Annotated in this window: 15 protein-coding genes; 4 read left to right on the plus strand and 11 right to left on the minus strand. The window is 73.0% G+C overall.

Features of this window, described 5'->3' with window-relative positions:
- Positions 1-91 precede the first annotated feature (91 nt).
- On the plus strand, positions 92-1,258 hold the full coding sequence (locus BLS99_RS03565; RefSeq protein ID WP_091043595.1) for an ROK family transcriptional regulator: 1,167 nt from the start codon (positions 92-94) through the stop codon (positions 1,256-1,258).
- Positions 1,259-1,357: 99 nt separating this feature from the next.
- On the opposite strand, the gene BLS99_RS03570 is transcribed toward BLS99_RS03565, so the two are convergent.
- The 10 genes from BLS99_RS03570 to BLS99_RS03615 all read right to left on the minus strand — a co-directional run bounded on the left by BLS99_RS03570 (position 1,358) and on the right by BLS99_RS03615 (position 11,576).
- Positions 1,358-2,284, minus strand: a complete 927-nt coding sequence (locus BLS99_RS03570; RefSeq protein WP_091043598.1) for a PfkB family carbohydrate kinase — start codon at positions 2,282-2,284, stop codon at positions 1,358-1,360.
- A complete protein-coding gene (locus BLS99_RS03575) occupies positions 2,281-3,684 on the minus strand; it encodes a purine-cytosine permease family protein (protein WP_091043603.1) in 1,404 nt (467 codons plus the stop codon). The genes BLS99_RS03570 and BLS99_RS03575 overlap by 4 nt, the downstream gene beginning before the upstream one ends.
- A gap of 44 nt (positions 3,685-3,728) precedes the next feature.
- Complete coding sequence (locus BLS99_RS03580; RefSeq protein ID WP_091043607.1) at positions 3,729-4,862, minus strand: ADP-ribosylglycohydrolase family protein; 1,134 nt, start codon at positions 4,860-4,862, stop codon at positions 3,729-3,731.
- Positions 4,859-5,584 carry a GntR family transcriptional regulator gene (locus BLS99_RS03585; RefSeq protein ID WP_091043611.1) on the minus strand — a complete coding sequence of 242 codons (726 nt, stop codon included), beginning with the start codon at positions 5,582-5,584 and terminating at the stop codon, positions 4,859-4,861. Before BLS99_RS03585 ends, BLS99_RS03580 begins: the two co-directional genes overlap by 4 nt.
- Positions 5,585-5,702: 118 nt before the next feature.
- On the minus strand, positions 5,703-7,199 hold the full coding sequence (gene araA / locus BLS99_RS03590) for an L-arabinose isomerase (RefSeq protein WP_091043616.1): 1,497 nt from the start codon (positions 7,197-7,199) through the stop codon (positions 5,703-5,705).
- A gap of 6 nt (positions 7,200-7,205) precedes the next feature.
- Entirely contained in the window at positions 7,206-7,895 is a 690-nt protein-coding gene (locus tag BLS99_RS03595) for an L-ribulose-5-phosphate 4-epimerase (RefSeq protein ID WP_245712137.1), read from the minus strand.
- Positions 7,892-9,556: a ribulokinase gene (araB, locus tag BLS99_RS03600; protein ID WP_091043618.1), complete on the minus strand. Its 1,665-nt coding sequence runs from the start codon at positions 9,554-9,556 to the stop codon at positions 7,892-7,894. The genes BLS99_RS03595 and araB overlap by 4 nt, the downstream gene beginning before the upstream one ends.
- A gap of 558 nt (positions 9,557-10,114) precedes the next feature.
- Positions 10,115-10,750, minus strand: coding sequence for a hypothetical protein (locus tag BLS99_RS03605; RefSeq protein WP_143034674.1), 636 nt, complete (start codon positions 10,748-10,750; stop codon positions 10,115-10,117).
- 5 nt (positions 10,751-10,755) lie between these two features.
- Positions 10,756-11,226 (minus strand): phage holin family protein, encoded by a 471-nt coding sequence (locus BLS99_RS03610; protein WP_176953190.1) that lies wholly within the window; start codon positions 11,224-11,226, stop codon positions 10,756-10,758.
- Between the two features lie 20 nt (positions 11,227-11,246).
- The gene (locus BLS99_RS03615; protein ID WP_091043625.1) at positions 11,247-11,576 is read right to left on the minus strand and encodes a plasmid stabilization protein; all 330 of its coding nucleotides are present in this window, start codon (positions 11,574-11,576) and stop codon (positions 11,247-11,249) included.
- 139 nt (positions 11,577-11,715) lie between these two features.
- Between BLS99_RS03615 and BLS99_RS03620 the strand changes: the two genes are divergently transcribed.
- From BLS99_RS03620 to BLS99_RS03630, 3 genes are all read left to right on the plus strand, one after another.
- Positions 11,716-13,557 carry a transketolase gene (locus tag BLS99_RS03620; RefSeq protein ID WP_218126207.1) on the plus strand — a complete coding sequence of 614 codons (1,842 nt, stop codon included), beginning with the start codon at positions 11,716-11,718 and terminating at the stop codon, positions 13,555-13,557.
- 90 nt (positions 13,558-13,647) lie between these two features.
- Positions 13,648-14,064 (plus strand): CBS domain-containing protein, encoded by a 417-nt coding sequence (locus BLS99_RS03625; protein WP_091044850.1) that lies wholly within the window; start codon positions 13,648-13,650, stop codon positions 14,062-14,064.
- A 116-nt stretch (positions 14,065-14,180) separates the two neighbouring features.
- Positions 14,181-14,792, plus strand: coding sequence for a hemerythrin domain-containing protein (locus tag BLS99_RS03630; protein WP_091043627.1), 612 nt, complete (start codon positions 14,181-14,183; stop codon positions 14,790-14,792).
- A gap of 63 nt (positions 14,793-14,855) precedes the next feature.
- On the opposite strand, the gene BLS99_RS03635 is transcribed toward BLS99_RS03630, so the two are convergent.
- Complete coding sequence (locus BLS99_RS03635) at positions 14,856-15,662, minus strand: RNA polymerase sigma factor SigF (protein WP_218126208.1); 807 nt, start codon at positions 15,660-15,662, stop codon at positions 14,856-14,858.
- Between the last annotated feature and the right edge of the window lie 13 nt (positions 15,663-15,675).

A 15,675-nucleotide genomic window follows, 5' to 3' on the forward strand; every position in this document is an offset into this window, starting at 1 on the left:
TCTCGGTGAGAACATAACAGGGTCCGGCCGTCGCCGTCAACAGTTATGTTCTCGGCAAGCACAAATACGGGGCGGCTGGCATAATCCAGCCATGCCGCAGACGATGACGAGCGCCGACCTGAGGACCCACAACCAGGTCCGGCTCCTGCGCGCCGTCCACGACGCGGCCGTGCCGCTCACCCGGGCCGAGGCCGCGCGAGTCCTCGGCATCGGCCGCAACACCGCCGCCGCGCTCGTCGGCGAGCTCGAACAGGCCCGGCTCCTCCACGAGGTCCCGGCCGAGACCGGCGGGCGCGGGAGGCCGACCACGCTGCTCGTGCCGCATCCCGAAGGCCCCCTGGCGTTCGCGGTGGACTTCCGCGAGGACACCTGGACCCTCGCCTCGGTCGAACTCGGCGGCGCGATCACCGAACTCGAAGGGGGCGAGCACGACCGGACCCCGCACGCGTTCACCGAGATCCGGGCCGCGATCGAGCGGCACGCGACCGACCGGCTCGCGGTGGTCGGCTTCGCCACGTCCGGGCCGATCCGCGACGGGCGGCGCCTGCACATCTCGCACCTCGGCTGGGACGAGGTGGACCTCGACGTCCTCATCGGCGCGGACTGGCCCGAGACCCTGGTCGACAACGACGCGCGCCTCGCCGGCCTCGCCGAGGCGCGGCGGGGTGCGCTGCGCGGCACGGGGACCGCGATGCACTTCCACATCGACTTCGACATCGGCGGCACGCTCCTCCTGCGCGGCGACGCCCAGCGCGGCGCGCACGGCATCGCGGGCGAGTTCGGGCACATGCCGCTCACCGGGTCCGCGCTCGAATGCATGTGCGGCGTGCGCGGGTGCTGGAGCCTCGACGTGGGCGCGAACGCCCTCGTCCGCCGCTTCGGCGCCCGCCCCGGCTACGTCGAGGGCCGCGATTTCGCCCGCGAGATCCTGCGCCGCGCCGAGGACGGCGACCCGCAGGCCGCCGCCGCACTCGACGCGAACGCCGCGGCGCTCGGCAAGGGCCTGGGCGCCTTGGCGAACGCCCTCGACCCCGAGGCGATCAGCCTCTCAGGGCTTGGCTTGGACCTGATCCGGCTGCGCCGCGACCTCATCGAGTCGGCGTGCGCCGAGAACCTGATGGCCTTCCGCCGCGACGCGCCCCCGCAGATCCTCCCGGGCACCATGGGCGACGCGGGCCCCCTCACCGGCGCCGCCGAGATCGCCTGGGACGCCCTCCTCACCCCCGATCGGGTGAAAAACCGCCTTCAGGGCGCCTGAACGACCGGTTCTTGTCGGACCCGTCGGCAATGCTCGCCCCCAGACTGCGGTTCCCCTCTGGGTGGGTGGGGGCTCGGGATGGTCTACAACCTTGAGCTTTTAACGCGCGTTGAGGAGCCGGTCCGTCTCGGCGGCTTCGGGCGCCGTGGCCGGGCCGCGTTTGGTGACCGCGAGGGCTGCGGCGGCGTTGGCCCGGCGGACTGCGGTGTCGATCGGGTCGGCTCGGAGGAGGGCGGCGGCGAGGACGCCCGTGTGGGCGTCGCCGGCGCCGGTGGTGTCGACCGCGTTCACTTGGAAGCCGGGCACGAGGCGGACTCCCTGGTCGTCGGCGATCCAGGCGCCTTCGCTGTTGTCGCGGGCGATCACGGTGCCGCCGGGGCGCAGGCGCGGCCGCAGGGCGGCGGCGCGGTCCGCGAGCGGTGCGTCGGCGAGGGCCGGGGTCAGCAGGCGGGTCTCCCTCGCGTTGGCGCTGAGCACGTCCGTGCGCGCCAGCGCCGCGCCGAGGACGCCGGGCGGGAGGTCGGCGACCAGCGGGGACGGGTCGAGGACGACCCGCAGGGCCTCCGGAAGCCCCGGGAGCCAGGCGGTCAGGGCCTCGGCGTTCACCGGGTGGGCGAGGCCGTAGCCCGAGACCACGACAATGTCTTCCACTTCCACAGACACTAGTCGCAGGTCCGCAAGGCGCAGTTGGCCTTCCGCCCCCACATAGGTCACGAACGTCCGCTCGGCGCTGTCGTCGACGAGGACGATGCTGTAGCCGCTGTCGAGGTCGCTCAGGCCCGGCCCCGCGACCGCGAAGCCGTGCAGGGCCTCACGCACGATCGACCCGAACGGCCCCGTCCCGTACTGCCCCGCATACAGCACCGGCGCGCCGTCGCGAGCCGCGGCGGTCATCGCGTTGAAGCCGCCGCCCGCCGTGATCTGCGAAGAGGAGGCGATCACGTCGCCCCCGGGTTCGGGCATCGCGCCGATCGCGAGTCCGATGTCGACGATCACATTGCCGGTGTAGACGACGCGGCCGCTCATGCCACGGGCTCCTTCCGGGCCGGCTTCGCGCCGCCCAGCGCGAAGTACAGCACGGCGGCGGCCGCGAAGGTGACGATCCACGCGATGCCGTCCTGGCCGATGCCGCGCATCACGTACCCGAGGACGATCGCGAGCAGCCAGGCCCCGGTGGCGCGCCGCTCGATGCCGCCGCGGTACCAGTACGCGCTGGTGCGGCGCACGTCCATGAGCGCGGCCGGGTCGTAGGTGCGGCGCTTGAGCATGTCGACGAGGAACACGCCGAGCCACGCGGTGATCGGGACGGCCAGCAGCGAGATGAAGGTGATGAACGGCCCGTAGAAGTCCCCGGCGATGAGCATGAAGTAGATCGAGCCGAGGAACGTGACGACCACGTCCACCGTGACCGCGTACACGCGCTTGATGCGCACGCCGAGCGTCAGCGTCGTCAGGCCCGCCGAGTACACCGACAGGTGGTTGGAGAGCAGCAGCCCGCCGAACGCGGCGATGAGGTACGGCACGGCCATCCCGGCCGGGAGCATCGCGCGGATCGCGGCGACCGGGTCGGGCGCGGTCGCGAGGTCGGGGCTCCCGGCCGTCAGCAGCGAGCCGAGCGCGATGAGCAGCAGCAGCGGGACGCCCGCGCCCGCGGCGCTGGAGGCGACCAGGTGCGCGGCCTTGACGGAGGTCTTCTGGTAGCGGGCCATGTCGGCGCCCGCGTTGGCCCAGCCGATACCGGTGCCGGCGGCGATGGTGCCGATGCCGAGGAGGACCGCGGACCAGGACCCGGCGGCGGTCGCGGTGACGGCGTCCCAGTCGACGGTGGCGATGAGGAACGCGGCCACGACGAGGTTGAGCGCGCCGAAGATCCAGGTGGCCCACCGCTGGATGACGAGGATCGCGGCGTGGCCGAGCCCGGAGACCAGGAGCGTGCAGACCACGAACAGGCCGATCGCGACGAGCGTCAGCACCGGCGCGTCCTTGGCGGCGATCTCCTCCCCCGCGGCGAGGGAGAACAGCGAGAGGAGCACGAACGCGGCGGTCGTGGTGTTGACGGTCTCCCAGCCCAGGCGCGACAGGAGCGACACGAGCGTGGGCCCGGCGTTGCCGCGGACGCCGAACACGGCGCGCGAGAGCGTCATCGAGGGCGCGCCCCCGCGGCGGCCCGCGACGGACACGATGCCGACGAGCGCGAACGACCCGAAGGCGCCGATCGCGGCCACGACCACGGCCTGCCAGATGTTCAGGCCGAGCGCGACCAGGGTCGCGCCCAGCGGCAGGCCGAGGACGGAGATGTTGGCGGCGAACCACACCCAGAACAGCTGGAAGGCGTTGCCGTTGCGCTCCCCGTCGGGCACGGGTTCGATGCCGCGCTGCTCGATCGCGGTGAGCGAGCCGCCGGGGGCGGCGTCGGTGGTGGTCATGGTCGGACTCCAGTCTTCGTTGAATGGAACGGGCGAGGGGGCGTTCAGATCCGGCGGCGCTCGCGGACGGCGAGGAGGCCGGTGCACAGGGACGCGAGGTCGAGGCGGTTGCGGTCCTGGACGACCGCGAGGGCGTCGGCGGGCCAGGCGGCGGCGCCGTGGACGGCGCCGAGGACGGCCCCGGCCATGGCCGCGACGGTGTCGGTGTCGCCCCCGGCGCGGGCGGCGGTGCGCAGGGTCGTCCACGGGTCGGTGGAGGCGGCGGCGAGCGCGAGGGCCGCGACGACGGACTCCTGGGCCGCGACCGAGGTGCCGACGAGGTCGATGAGGAGCCGGGCGTGGTCGGCGGGGTCGGTGTCCCGGAGGAGCGCGGCGGCCCAGCGGACGCGGGGCCCGATGCGGCCCCCGGCGGCCCAGTGGGCGCGGCGTTCGGCGAGGTCGGCGTAGTCGGCGCCGATCGCGACCGCTTCGGCGGCGGTGGCGCCGTCGATCGCGGCGGAGACGGCCGCGCCGACCGCGGCCGCGGCGGCGAGGCCGAGGCTGGAGTTGTGGGTGATGCGCGCGGAGTCCTGGACGGCGTCGAGGAAGGGCGTGCGCGGCGCGAACGGGACGGCGATCCCGACGGGCGTCACGCGCATCGCGGCGCCGTTCGTGGACCCGCCCTGGCCGGTGGTGGCCGGGTCCTCGCCGTCCTGGAGGCGCTGGAGGGCGGCCTTCGTGGAGGGCCCGAGGAGGTCGAGGGAGTCCTTCGCGATCATGTCGCGCTCCCAGGTGAGGAGGCGGCGCGCGAACTCGTCGGCGGGCAGGTGCCCGTCGTGCTCGATGAGGAGTTCGGCGAGGAGGACGGCCTGCTCGGTGTCGTCGGTGACGCTGCCGGCGGGCATCCCGGCGGCGATCCTCTGGCGCGGGCCGGCGGCGGCGAGGCCGTCGAGGTCGCCGTAGTCCTCGGCGATCTCGCGGGGGGACATCGACTGGGTGGGCATGCCGAGGGCGTCGCCGAGGGCGAGCCCGGCGAACGCGCCCAGGGCACGGTCGTGGACAGCCCGGTCGTGGGCGGTGCTGTCGCGGGTGGTGCTGTCGTGGGTGGTGCTTCCGTGAGCAGTCCCGTGCCGGCCTGCACTGCCGTTCTTGGATGCAGTGTCGTTCTTGGTTGCACTGCCGTGTGCGTCGCCGGTCATGCGGTCTCCCCGAAGCTGATGTGGACGCGGAAGTGGTCGGGGTCGAGCCAGGAGACGACCTTCTCGACGAAGTCGCCGGCGGCGTCCCGCACGAGGCGGGTGGAGTGGAGGAAGAGGGTGCCCGCGGTGCGTTCGAGGTGGGCGGCGTCGTCGAGGTCGAGCGCGGCCACCGAGACCCACTGCTCGCCGGAGGCGGGGGTGAGTCCGGCTTCGCGGAGGGTCGCGGTGAGGGAGCCGTCGACGAGGCCGTCGCGCGGGACGGCCGCGAGCGCGCCGACGGCGGGGACGCGGCTGCGTTCCAGCGAGACGGGGGTGCCGTCGGGGAGGGCGCGGACCCGGTCGAGGGCGAGGAAGCGGGAGGAGGCGGCGCCGACGCCCACCGCGAGGTCGGGGTCGGCGATGATCTCGGCGCGCAGGACGGTGGTGGCGAGTTCGGCCCCGGCGAGCGCGCGGCCCCAGCCGAGGCGCTGGTCGAGGGCCCGGCCGCCGAAGGAGACGAAGGAGCCGACGCCGGTGCGGGTGTTGATGAGGGACTCCTCGCCGAGCTGGGCGAGGACCTTGCGGATGGTGCCGCGGCTGACCTCGTACCGCTGGGCGAGCTCCTGCTCGCCGGGGAGGAGCTGGCCGTCGCGGTAGCGGCCGGTGAGGATGGCCCTGCGCAGGGACTCGGCGACGAGCGTGCTCTTCTTGGGCGGCCGCGCCGCCGCTGATTCAGCGGTCATCTCTGTACTGTACCTGTACAAGACCTGTACAACAAATATTCAGCGTCCGTCGCCGGAGGGATGCGAAAAGGGCGGGCCCGCGGGCCCGCCCTCCTCTACGTCGTCCCTGTTCAGGGGCTCAGATGCCGCCCTCGAGGTGGTGGTACACCTGGTTCCAGCGGAGCTCCTGCTTGAACTCGCGGGCGTTGGTGTCGCCGTCGATGGTCACCAGCTCGACGCCGGCGATCTCGGCGAAGTCCTCCATGACCTCGCGGCCGAACGCCTGCGTGAACGAGGTGTGGTGGGGTCCGCCCGCGGTCAGCCACGCCTCGGCCGAGGTCTGGAGGTCCGGGCGCGGCACCCACACGGCGCGCGCGACCGGCAGGTTCGGCAGGTCCTCGTCGGGCTCGACCGCGTCGACCTCGTTCGCGACCAGGCGCAGCCGGGTCCCGAGGTCGAGCAGGCCGACCATGAGGGCCGGGCCGGGCGGGGCGGTGAAGACCAGGCGGACCGGGTCCTCCTTGCCGCCGATGCCGAGCGGGTGGATCTCCGCCTTGGGCTTCTCGGACGCGATCGTCGGGCACACTTCGAGCATGTGCGCGCCGAGGATCTGCGGGGTCTCGGACCCGAGGTTGTAGGTGTAGTCCTCCATGAAGGACGTGCCGCCGTCGAGGCCGGTCGCCATGACCTTCATGAGGCGCACCAGGACCGCGGTCTTCCAGTCGCCCTCGCCGCCGAAGCCGTAGCCGTCGGCCATGAGGCGCTGCACCGCGATGCCCGGGAGCTGCTTGAGCTTCCCGAGGTCCTCGAAGGTGTCGGTGAACGCCTTCGCGCCGTGCTCCTCCAGGACCGAGCGCAGGCCCAGCTCGATGCGGGCCGCGTCGCGCAGCGACTCGTGGCGGGCGCCGCCGGCGCGGAGCTCGGGGACCACGTCGTAGTCGGCCTCGTAGACCGCGGCCAGCTCGTCGACGGCCTTGTCCTCGATGGACGCGACGCGTTCGACCAGCTCGTTGACGCCGTACGTGTTCACTTCGACGCCGAGGCGGATCTGCGCCTCGACCTTGTCGCCCTCGGTGACGCCGACGTACCGCATGTTGTCGCCGAAGCGGACCAGCTTCAGGTTCTGGACCTCGTTCCAGCCCAGGGCGGCGCGGGCCCAGCCGCCCACGCGCTCCTGGACCTTCGGGTCGCCCCAGTGGCCGACGACGGTCTTGCGGCGGTGGCGCAGGCGCGTGAGCATGTACCCGAACTCGCGGTCGCCGTGGGCGGCCTGGTTCAGGTTCATGAAGTCCATGTCGATGTCGGCCCACGGCAGGTCGCGGTTGTGCTGCGTGTGCAGGTGCAGCAGCGGCTTCTGGAGGGCGCCGAGCCCGGCGATCCACATCTTCGAGGGCGAGAACGTGTGCATCCAGGCGATCACGCCGATGCACTCGTCGGACGAGTTCGCCTCCAGCAGGACCCGCCGGATCTCCTCGGGCGTGGTCAGCACCGGCTTCGCGACCACGGTCACCGGGATCGCGGCGGCGCCGTCCAGGCCGGCCACGATGTCGGCCGAGTTCTGCGCGACCTGCTCGATCGCCTCGGGGCCGTACAGGTGCTGGCTGCCGGTGACGAACCAGAGTTCTTTGTTTCCCATTGCTTCCTACTGCTCCTTCGGGGCCGGCTGCTGGCCGTAGACGTTCTGGTAGCGGTCGTAGAGCCGGTCGATGTCGGCCTGCGGGATCGGCACGGGCTCGCCGAGCTGGCGCGAGATGTGGACCGTGCGCGCCACGTCCTCGGTCATCACGGCCGCCTTCACGGCCGACTTCGGGTCCTTGCCGATGGTGAAGACGCCGTGGTTCTGCATGATGACCGCCGGGGAGCGGTGGCCGCGGAGCGTCTCCACGATCCCCTTGCCGATCGCGTCGGAGCCGATGAGCGCGAACGGGCCCAGCGGGATCTCCCCGCCGAACTCGTCGGCCATCGCCGTGAGCACGCACGGGATCGGCTCGGCGCGCGCGGCCCACGCGGTCGCGTACGGGCTGTGCGTGTGGACGACCCCGCCGGTCTCGGGCATGCGCCGGTAGACCTCGTTGTGGCTCTCGGCGTCCGAGGACGGCGCGAGGTCGCCTTCGAGAACCTTCCCGTCGAGGTCGGTCACGACCATGAGCTCGGGCGTCAGGTCGTCGTAGGAGACCCCGCTCGGCTTGATGACGATGAGGTCGGTGCCCGGGACGCGGCCCGAGACGTTCCCGCTGGTCCAGGTCACCAGGCCCCAGCGCAGCAGCTCGGCGTGGAGCGCGCAGACGCGGGCCTTCATCTCCTGGACCTCGGGCGTGGACGTGTAGGTCACTTCGCGGCCTCCGTGGCGATCTCGTTGAGCGTGTGCAGCGCGCGGGAGCCGCCACGGCCGAAGTGGTCGTGCAGCTCCTCGTAGACGGCGTACAGCCGGTCGTACGCGTCGGCGCGCGCCTGGTCGGGCACGTACGCGTTCCGCTCGACCTTGCCCATGGCCTCCGAGGCGGCGTGGATGTCCGGGTAGGCGCCCGCGGCCACGGCCGCGTGGATCGCCGAACCCAGGGCCGGGCCCTGCTCGGAGGTGAGGACCGTGATCGGCATGCGCAGCACGTCGGCGTAGGTCTGCATGAGCCACCGGTTCTTCAGCAGCCCGCCCGCGGCCACGAACTCCTCGATCGGGACCCCGGCCTTGACCAGCGTCTCCACGATCATGCGGGTGCCGAACGCGGTCGCCTCGACCAGCGCGCGGTAGATCTCCTCGGGCCTGGTCTGGAGCCCCAGGCCCAGGACCGCGCCGTGCAGGGCGTGGTCGACCAGGACCGAGCGGTTCCCCGAGTGCCAGTCGAGCGCGACCAGGCCGTGCGCGCCCACGGGCTGCTCGGCGGCGAGGTCGGTGAGGTACTCGTGGATGGAGATCCCGCGCTTCGCGGCCTCCTCGGTGTAGGCGGCCGGGACGCCGTTCTTGGTGAACCACGCGAAGATGTCGCCGACGCCCGACTGGCCGGCCTCGTAGCCCCACAGGCCCTTGGTGATGCCGTCGCGGACCACGCCGCACATCCCCTGGGCCTCCTTCAGCTCCTCGCCGTTGACGACGTGGCAGGTGCTGGTGCCCATGATCGCCACCATCCGGCCGGGCCCGACGGCCTTCGCCGAGGCGGCGGTGACGTGCGCGTCGACGTTGCCGACCGCGATCACGGTGCCCTCGTTCAGGCCCGTCCACGCAGCGGCCTGCGCGGTGAGCCCGCCGGCCTTGTCGCCGAGCGCCGAGAGCGGGTGCTCCATCTTGGCGTTGAAGTCGGCGAACTCCGGGTTCAGGGCCGCGAGGTACTCGCGGGAGGGGCGCTGCCCGTCCTGGACGATGCCCTTGTACCCGGCGGTGCAGGAGTTGCGGGTCTCCCGGCCACAGAGCTGCCAGATGATCCAGTCGGCGGCCTCGATCCAGCGGTCCGCGCGGGCGTACAGCTCGGGGTCCTCCTCCAGGAGCTGGAGGCCCTTGGCGTAGGCCCACTCCGAGGAGATCTTGCCGCCGTAGCGGGGGAGCCACGACTCGCCGCGCTCGGCGGCGACCGCGTTGATGCGGTCGGCCTGGCCCTGGGCGGCGTGGTGCTTCCACAGCTTCGGCCACGCGTGCGGGCGCTCGCGGTACTCGTCGAGCTCGCACAGCGGCGTGCCATCGGCGGTGGTGGGGAGGATCGTGCACGCGGTGAAGTCGGTCGCGACGCCGATCACCTGGTCGGCGCTGACGCCGGCGGCGGCCAGCGCGGCCGGGACGGCGTGCTTGAGGACGTCGACCCAGTCCTGCGGGGACTGGAGCGCCCAGCTCCGCGGCAGGCGGACGCCGGAGCCGGGGAGGGACTCCTCGATGGCGCCGTGGGCGTAGACGTGCTCGGCGCTGGCGAGTTCGCGGCCGTCGGCTACGGACGCGACGACGGCGCGGCCGGAGAGCGTGCCGAAGTCGATCCCGATAGCAACGGCACCGTTGTCGCTGCCAGTCATGTGCGGCCTCCTTGGGGGATGCTCGTTCAACGGAAGTGACCGTTCACATGCGGGGAGTCCCCCGCCGTGAAGCGCAGTGATCCGGCTGCGCGCACGACAGATGACGCTTGCACACAGGTGGACCCCCAACAACCTAACGCATTCGCACGTTCGGTACCAGTGGCGGTCAGGCGTTCCGCCGCGGAAAGCGGACACGCCGCCCTGTTCGGCGGCCCCGCCGGCCCCGCCCGGCACCCCCGCGGTGACGCACTGTGACCGACGTCCCGCTCCCCCGAAGGCTCCGTCAGACCCCCGACTGTCGGACCCGAGGCGCAGGGTTGAGTCCGGGGGCCCATCGATGTCCGTTTTGCACAGACCCTCCGTTCACATTCCCAGCAGCAGCCGCGAACCGCTCCCGGCCGGGAGCGCCCGGCAGCGCCCGGCAGCGCACCGCATCCGATCCGGGCCGGTCCGGGCCGATCAGATCCAGCCCGATCCAAACCTGACCGAGGTGGCTCCCAGCACGCCCGTGCCCCCGGCGGCCATGGCCGCCGGGGGCACGGTGCGCGTCCGCCGGGTTTAACGGTGCAGGAGGCGGCGGAACTTGGAGCGGCGCTTGGTGTGGGGGCGCAGCCGTTCCGCGGCGGTGCCGACGGCGGCCGCGGCGCGGTCGAGCTGCTTGCGCGCGGACTTGCGGCCGCGGCTGGTCCCCTTGAGGGCGTCGCCCGCGGCGAGCCGCAGGGCCTCGCCGCCGTGCTTGAGCGCCGTCCCGGCGCTCGACGCGGCGATCCTCGCGTTGTCGCGGGCGGTGCGCTTCTCGGCCCTGCGGTGGCCGCGCGTGATCGCGACGGTCACGACCGCGGTGGCCGCGGCGCCGGCCGCGGCGACGACCACCGTGTACGGGTGGCGCCGCACCGGCGCGAACGGCCCGTGGGCCGTCGCGGCGTCGGGGCTGAGCCCGAGGCGGTCGCGCAGTTCCAGGACGGCGTCGTTGATGTGCTCGCGGGCCTGCGCGGCCTCGCGCTTGAGCTCGTCGGTGGTGGCGGTGTGCTCCGGTTCGTCGGCGCCCGCGTCGTGCTCGGCCCACTCGTGCCGGTGCTCCAGCTCGGCGGCCTCGTCGCGGCGCACCACGTCGACGTCGGGGTCGTAGGGCATGCCGGTGGCCGGGGGCGGCGCCAGGCCGGTCCCGGGGGGCATCGCGGATTGCGTGTTCATCGAGGTCATCGGTCCATCCCTCCTCGCAGGGCCCGGGCGTCCTCCCGGGCGCGTTCCATGGTCTCGTCGGGGACCGGCGGCATCGCGCGCTTGATCATCGAGCGGCCCGACAGGGCCGCGATGCCCGCGATCGCGAACAGGACGACGCCGACGGCGAGCGCCGCCAGCCACGCCGGCCACACCAGGGCGAGCGCGATGCCCGCCGCCAGTGCGAAGGCCGCGCCGCCGTAGAGGGCGAACACGCCCGCGGCGGCGAACATGCCCCCGCCCTTGGCGCCGCGCTTGGCCTTCTCGGTCACCTCTCGGGCGGCGAGCTGGGCCTCGACGCGCGCCAGGTGCGCCACCTCGGTGGTCAGGTCGCCGACGAGGTGCCCGACGGAGCGGTCGTCGCGGTCGCGGCGGTCGCGCCGCGTCCAGTCGCCGTCCTGCTCCACCCGGCGGATCGCCGCGGCCTCGGGTTCGTGTCGAACCTGCATGTCTCACCTCTCCCCCGGGCTCACTTGCGGCGCTCGACGGCGCGCAGGAGCTCGGCCTTGTTCATCTTGGACCGGCCTTCGACGTTCTTGCGGCGGGCCTCTTCGTAGAGCTGCGCCTTCGTGCGGCCCTTGGGGCCGGAGTGCGAGCGCTGCCCGCCGCGCCTGGAGGACGACATGTCCTCGGTGGACGTGCGGCTGGCCGTCTTGGTCCTGCCCTCGCGCGCCCGCTGCTTGTTCACCGTGCGGGCGGCGATCTCCTCGGCGCGCTCGTCGCTCTCGCCGCGGTCCTCGGCGCCGTCCCGGATGTGCCGGTACTTGCGCTCGTCCTTCTTCGTCCACTCCTTCGGCATGGCCGTCTCACCTCCACGCGGTCGTCGGCCGGTCCGATGCCTTCCGGGTTCCCGGCCCCGCGGCGGGGAAACCTCGGGCGGTTTCGCACCGTGTCGGACGGGTAGCCGTTTCGTCTGAGCAGGGAACGGAGTGAACGCGATGGGCGTCATGGACGAACGGATCTCCGGCCTGGTGGAGCTCGGCCAGCAGCTGCGGGTGGACGCGGTGCGGGCCTCGGCGCGGGCGGGTTCGGGACACCCGACCTCGTCCATGTCGGCCGCCGACCTGATGGCGGGCCTCCTGGCGGGGCATCTGCACTACGACTTCGAGCATCCGCACCGGGCCGGGAACGACCGGCTGGTGTTCTCCAAGGGCCACGCCTCGCCGCTGCTGTACGCGATGCTCCTCGCGGTCGGGGCGATCGACGAGGAGCACCTGATGTCGTACCGGCGGCTGGGCTCGGACCTGGAGGGGCACCCGACGCCGCGCCTGCCGTGGGTCGACGTCGCGACCGGGTCGCTCGGGCAGGGCCTGCCGGTCGGGGTCGGAATGGCGCTGGGCGCCAGGCTGGGCGGCTCGCCGGCGCGGGTGTGGGTCCTGTGCGGGGACGGTGAGCTCGCGGAGGGCTCGATGTGGGAGGCGTTCGCGGCGGCTTCCGATCTGGGCCTGGGGAACCTGTGCGCGATCGTGGACGTCAACCGCCTCGGGCAGACCGGCCCGACCAGGCACGAATGGGACACGGCGGCGTACGCGAAGCGGATCGGCTGCTTCGGCTGGCACACCGTCGAGATCGACGGGCACGACCCGGCCGAGATCGACCGGGCGCTCGCCGAGGCCGAGGCCGAGCAGGGCCGACCGACGGCGATCCTCGCGAAGACCCGCAAGGGCAAGGGGGTCGCGGCGGCCGAGGACAAGGAGGGCCTGCACGGCAGGCCGCTCCCCGAACCGGAGAAGGCCGTGGTCGAGCTCGGCGGGGTCCGCTCGAACACGGTGCGCGTGAGCCCGCCCAGGTCCACCGAGCCGCGCCAGCGCGGCCAGACGATGCCGCTGGTGCTGCCGTCGTTCCCGGTCGGGATCGCCGCGGCCACGCGCGACGGGTTCGGCAAGGGCCTCGAAGCGGTCGGCGAGGCCGAACCGGACGTGATCGTCCTCGACGCCGAGGTGGGCGACTCGACCCGGACCGCGGGCTTCGCCGAGGCGTTCCCGAACCGGTTCGTCGAGTGCTACATCGCCGAGCAGCAGATGGTCGCCGCCGCGACGGGCCTCCAGACGCAGGGGTGGATCCCGTACGCGGCGACGTTCGCGGCGTTCCTCACCCGCGCCCACGACTTCCTGCGCATGGCCGCGATCGGCGGCGCCGACCTGCGGATCGTCGGCTCCCATGCGGGCGTGTCGATCGGCCGCGACGGCCCCAGCCAGATGGGCCTGGAGGACCTCGCGATGATGCGGGCGCTGTGGCGCAGCGTCGTGCTGTACCCGAGCGACGCGAACCAGGCCGCGCACCTGACGGCCACGATGGCGGACCTGCCGGGCATCAGCTACCTGCGGACCACCCGCGCCGACACGCCGGTGATCTACCGGGAGGACGAGCTGTTCCCCGTGGGCGGCTCGAAGACGCTCCTGGGGTCGCGGCACGACCGGATCACGATCGTGGCCGCCGGGATCACCGTCGCGGAGAGCCTGCTCGCGGCCGAGCAGCTGGTGCAGGACGGCGTCGCCGTGCGCGTCATCGACGCGTACTCGGTGAAACCGCTGGACGCGGCGGCGATCCGGAGGGCCGCGGCCGAGACCGGCCGGGTGCTCACCGTCGAGGACCACCGGCCCGTGGGCGGCCTCGGGGACGCCGTCCTCGACGCGATCGCCGGTAAGGTCCCGAACGTGCGGTTCACGAAGCTCGCGGTGCACGGCATGCCCGGCTCGGCCGGGCCCGCCGAGCAGCTCGCGGCCGCGGGGATCGACGCGGCGGCCATCGTGCACGCGGCGCAGCGGCTCCTGGCCTGATTCGGCGCTTACGGCCCGGGCGGCCGGGTAACCGGAGAAGATCGAGGGACGTTCACTACTCGGGTGGATCCGATGAAGGAGATGGGCCACATGGCGACCGCACGCGAACTCATGCACAACGGGTGCACCTGCGTCAAGAGCGACGACTCCGCGGCCAACGCGGCGCGCCTCATGGTGCAGCTGAATGTCGGCGCGCTGCCGATCTGCGGCGCGGAGGACGAGAAGATCAAGGGCATGGTCACCGACCGCGACCTGGTCATCAACGTCATGGCCGCCGGGGAGGACGCCGAGGCGTACACCGTCGACCGGCTGCCCCAGGGCCACCTCGTCCTCGCCGACGCGAACGAGGACGTGGAGGTCACCATCGCGAAGATGAAGGAGCACCAGGTCCACCGCATCCCCGTCATCGACGAGGGCCGCCTGGTGGGCATCATCGCGCTCGCCGACGTCTCGCACCGGATGCCCGAGGCCGTCACCGGCGGCCTCGTGGAGTCCATCCGGTCCTGACCCGGAGCACCGGAGCGGCCGCCGCGCGAGCGGCGGCCCTTCGGCGCCCGGCACCTCCCGAACCGAATCCCCCGAGCGACCCAGCAACGCCCCGCCACACCCCGAAGGAGGCAGCGATGCCCCAGTCAGATTCCCCGCAGCCGGAGCAGGACACCGAGGAGCAGGACACCGTCCAGGAGGACACCGACCTGATCCGCGTGATCGAGGCCGACCACCGCGCGTTCGAGTCCGCGTTCCAGCAGTTGGAGGCCAGCGCCGACGAGCCCGTGGGCCGCAAGGCGCTCGTCGACCACGTCATCGCCGAACTGGTCCGCCACTCGGTGGTCCAGGAGCAGTTCGTGCACCCGGTGATCCGCCGCCGCTTCGACGACGGCGAGGCCGTCGTCGAGCGCGAGTTGGCGGCCTACGCCGAGGCCGAGGAGGTCATGAAGGCCCTCGACGCGCTCGGCCCCGCGGACTTCGACTTCGAGCCGCTCCTGGAGCGGCTCATCGCCGGAGTGCGGTCGCACAGCGCCGAGGAGGAGGCCGGGCTGCTCCCGCGCCTCGCCGCGGCCTGCGACGCCGAGGAGCTCCAGGACCTGGGCTTCAAGGTGCGGGCCGCGAAGTCGTACGCGCCGACGCGCCCGCATCCGCACGCGCCGGACTCGACCCCGGCGAACCTCGTGATCGGGCCCGGGGTCGGGCTCGTGGACCACATCCGGGACGCGCTCGGGAACCGCGACGTGTGAGGCCGCCCGCGTGAAGTGGGGCCGGGGCGGCGGGTCCGGGAGGGTCCGCCGCCCTTCGGCGTGTCAGGGCCCGGGTTCGGGGGGCCGGTCGAGGCCCTCGCGCAGCTCGTCGAGCGTGCGGTGGAGGAGCCGCGACACGTGCATCTGCGAGATGCCGACCTCGTCGGCGATCTGCGTCTGCGTCATGTCGCCGAAGTAGCGCAGGGCGAGGATCCTCTGCTCCCGTTCGGGGAGCTCCTGGATGAGCGGCACCAGGGACTCGTGGTCGTCCACCAGGCCCAGGGCCGTGTCCTCCTCGCCCACGGCGTCGGCGAGCGTGGTGCGGTCGTCGTCGGCGAACGGCGCCTCGTCGAGCGAGACGGCCCGGTACGCCTGCCGCGCCTCGTTCCCTTCCAGGACCTCGGCCTCGGTGATGTCGAGGTGGGCGGCCGTCTCGGCGTCGGTCGGCGGCCGGCCGAGGCGCTGGGAGAGCTCCGCGCCCGCCCGGTTCAGCGAGATCCGCAGCTCCTGGAGGCGCCGGGGCACCCGCATCGGCCAGCTCGTGTCGCGGAAGTGGCGGCGGACCTCGCCCATGACGGTCGGGACCGCGTACGAGAGGAAGTCGGTCCCGTGGTCGGGATCGAACCGGTCGACCGCGTGGATCAGGCCCACGGAGGCGACCTGCACGAGGTCGTCCTTGGCGATCCCCTTGCCGGAGAATCGCTGCGCGATGTGCTCGGCGAGCGGGAGGTGCCCGGTCACCAACTGTTCCCGGACCTCGGCCCGGCGGGGGTCGGCCTCGTCGAGCGAGGCCATCTCCCTGAACAGCGGCGCCAGGTGCCCGTACTCGTCGGAACCCTGTCGTTTGCGTTCGGTCTTCTTGTCTCCCATGCGATCGCCCTCC

Source organism: Glycomyces sambucus, assembly GCF_900102815.1.
In the GTDB taxonomy this organism is placed as follows: Bacteria; Actinomycetota; Actinomycetes; order Mycobacteriales; family Micromonosporaceae; genus Glycomyces; species Glycomyces sambucus.

Coding starts and splice junctions, on each gene's coding strand:
- BLS99_RS03565 (WP_091043595.1), top strand. CDS start 92: ATGCCGCAGACGATGACGAGCGCCGACCTGAGGACCCACAACCAGGTC.
- BLS99_RS03570 (WP_091043598.1), bottom strand. CDS start 2,284: ATGAGCGGCCGCGTCGTCTACACCGGCAATGTGATCGTCGACATCGGA.
- BLS99_RS03575 (WP_091043603.1), bottom strand. CDS start 3,684: ATGACCACCACCGACGCCGCCCCCGGCGGCTCGCTCACCGCGATCGAG.
- BLS99_RS03580 (WP_091043607.1), bottom strand. CDS start 4,862: ATGACCGGCGACGCACACGGCAGTGCAACCAAGAACGACACTGCATCC.
- BLS99_RS03585 (WP_091043611.1), bottom strand. CDS start 5,584: ATGACCGCTGAATCAGCGGCGGCGCGGCCGCCCAAGAAGAGCACGCTC.
- araA (WP_091043616.1), bottom strand. CDS start 7,199: ATGGGAAACAAAGAACTCTGGTTCGTCACCGGCAGCCAGCACCTGTAC.
- araB (WP_091043618.1), bottom strand. CDS start 9,556: ATGACTGGCAGCGACAACGGTGCCGTTGCTATCGGGATCGACTTCGGC.
- BLS99_RS03605 (WP_143034674.1), bottom strand. CDS start 10,750: ATGAACACGCAATCCGCGATGCCCCCCGGGACCGGCCTGGCGCCGCCC.
- BLS99_RS03610 (WP_176953190.1), bottom strand. CDS start 11,226: ATGCAGGTTCGACACGAACCCGAGGCCGCGGCGATCCGCCGGGTGGAG.
- BLS99_RS03615 (WP_091043625.1), bottom strand. CDS start 11,576: ATGCCGAAGGAGTGGACGAAGAAGGACGAGCGCAAGTACCGGCACATC.
- BLS99_RS03620 (WP_218126207.1), top strand. CDS start 11,716: ATGGGCGTCATGGACGAACGGATCTCCGGCCTGGTGGAGCTCGGCCAG.
- BLS99_RS03625 (WP_091044850.1), top strand. CDS start 13,648: ATGGCGACCGCACGCGAACTCATGCACAACGGGTGCACCTGCGTCAAG.
- BLS99_RS03630 (WP_091043627.1), top strand. CDS start 14,181: ATGCCCCAGTCAGATTCCCCGCAGCCGGAGCAGGACACCGAGGAGCAG.
- BLS99_RS03635 (WP_218126208.1), bottom strand. CDS start 15,662: ATGGGAGACAAGAAGACCGAACGCAAACGACAGGGTTCCGACGAGTAC.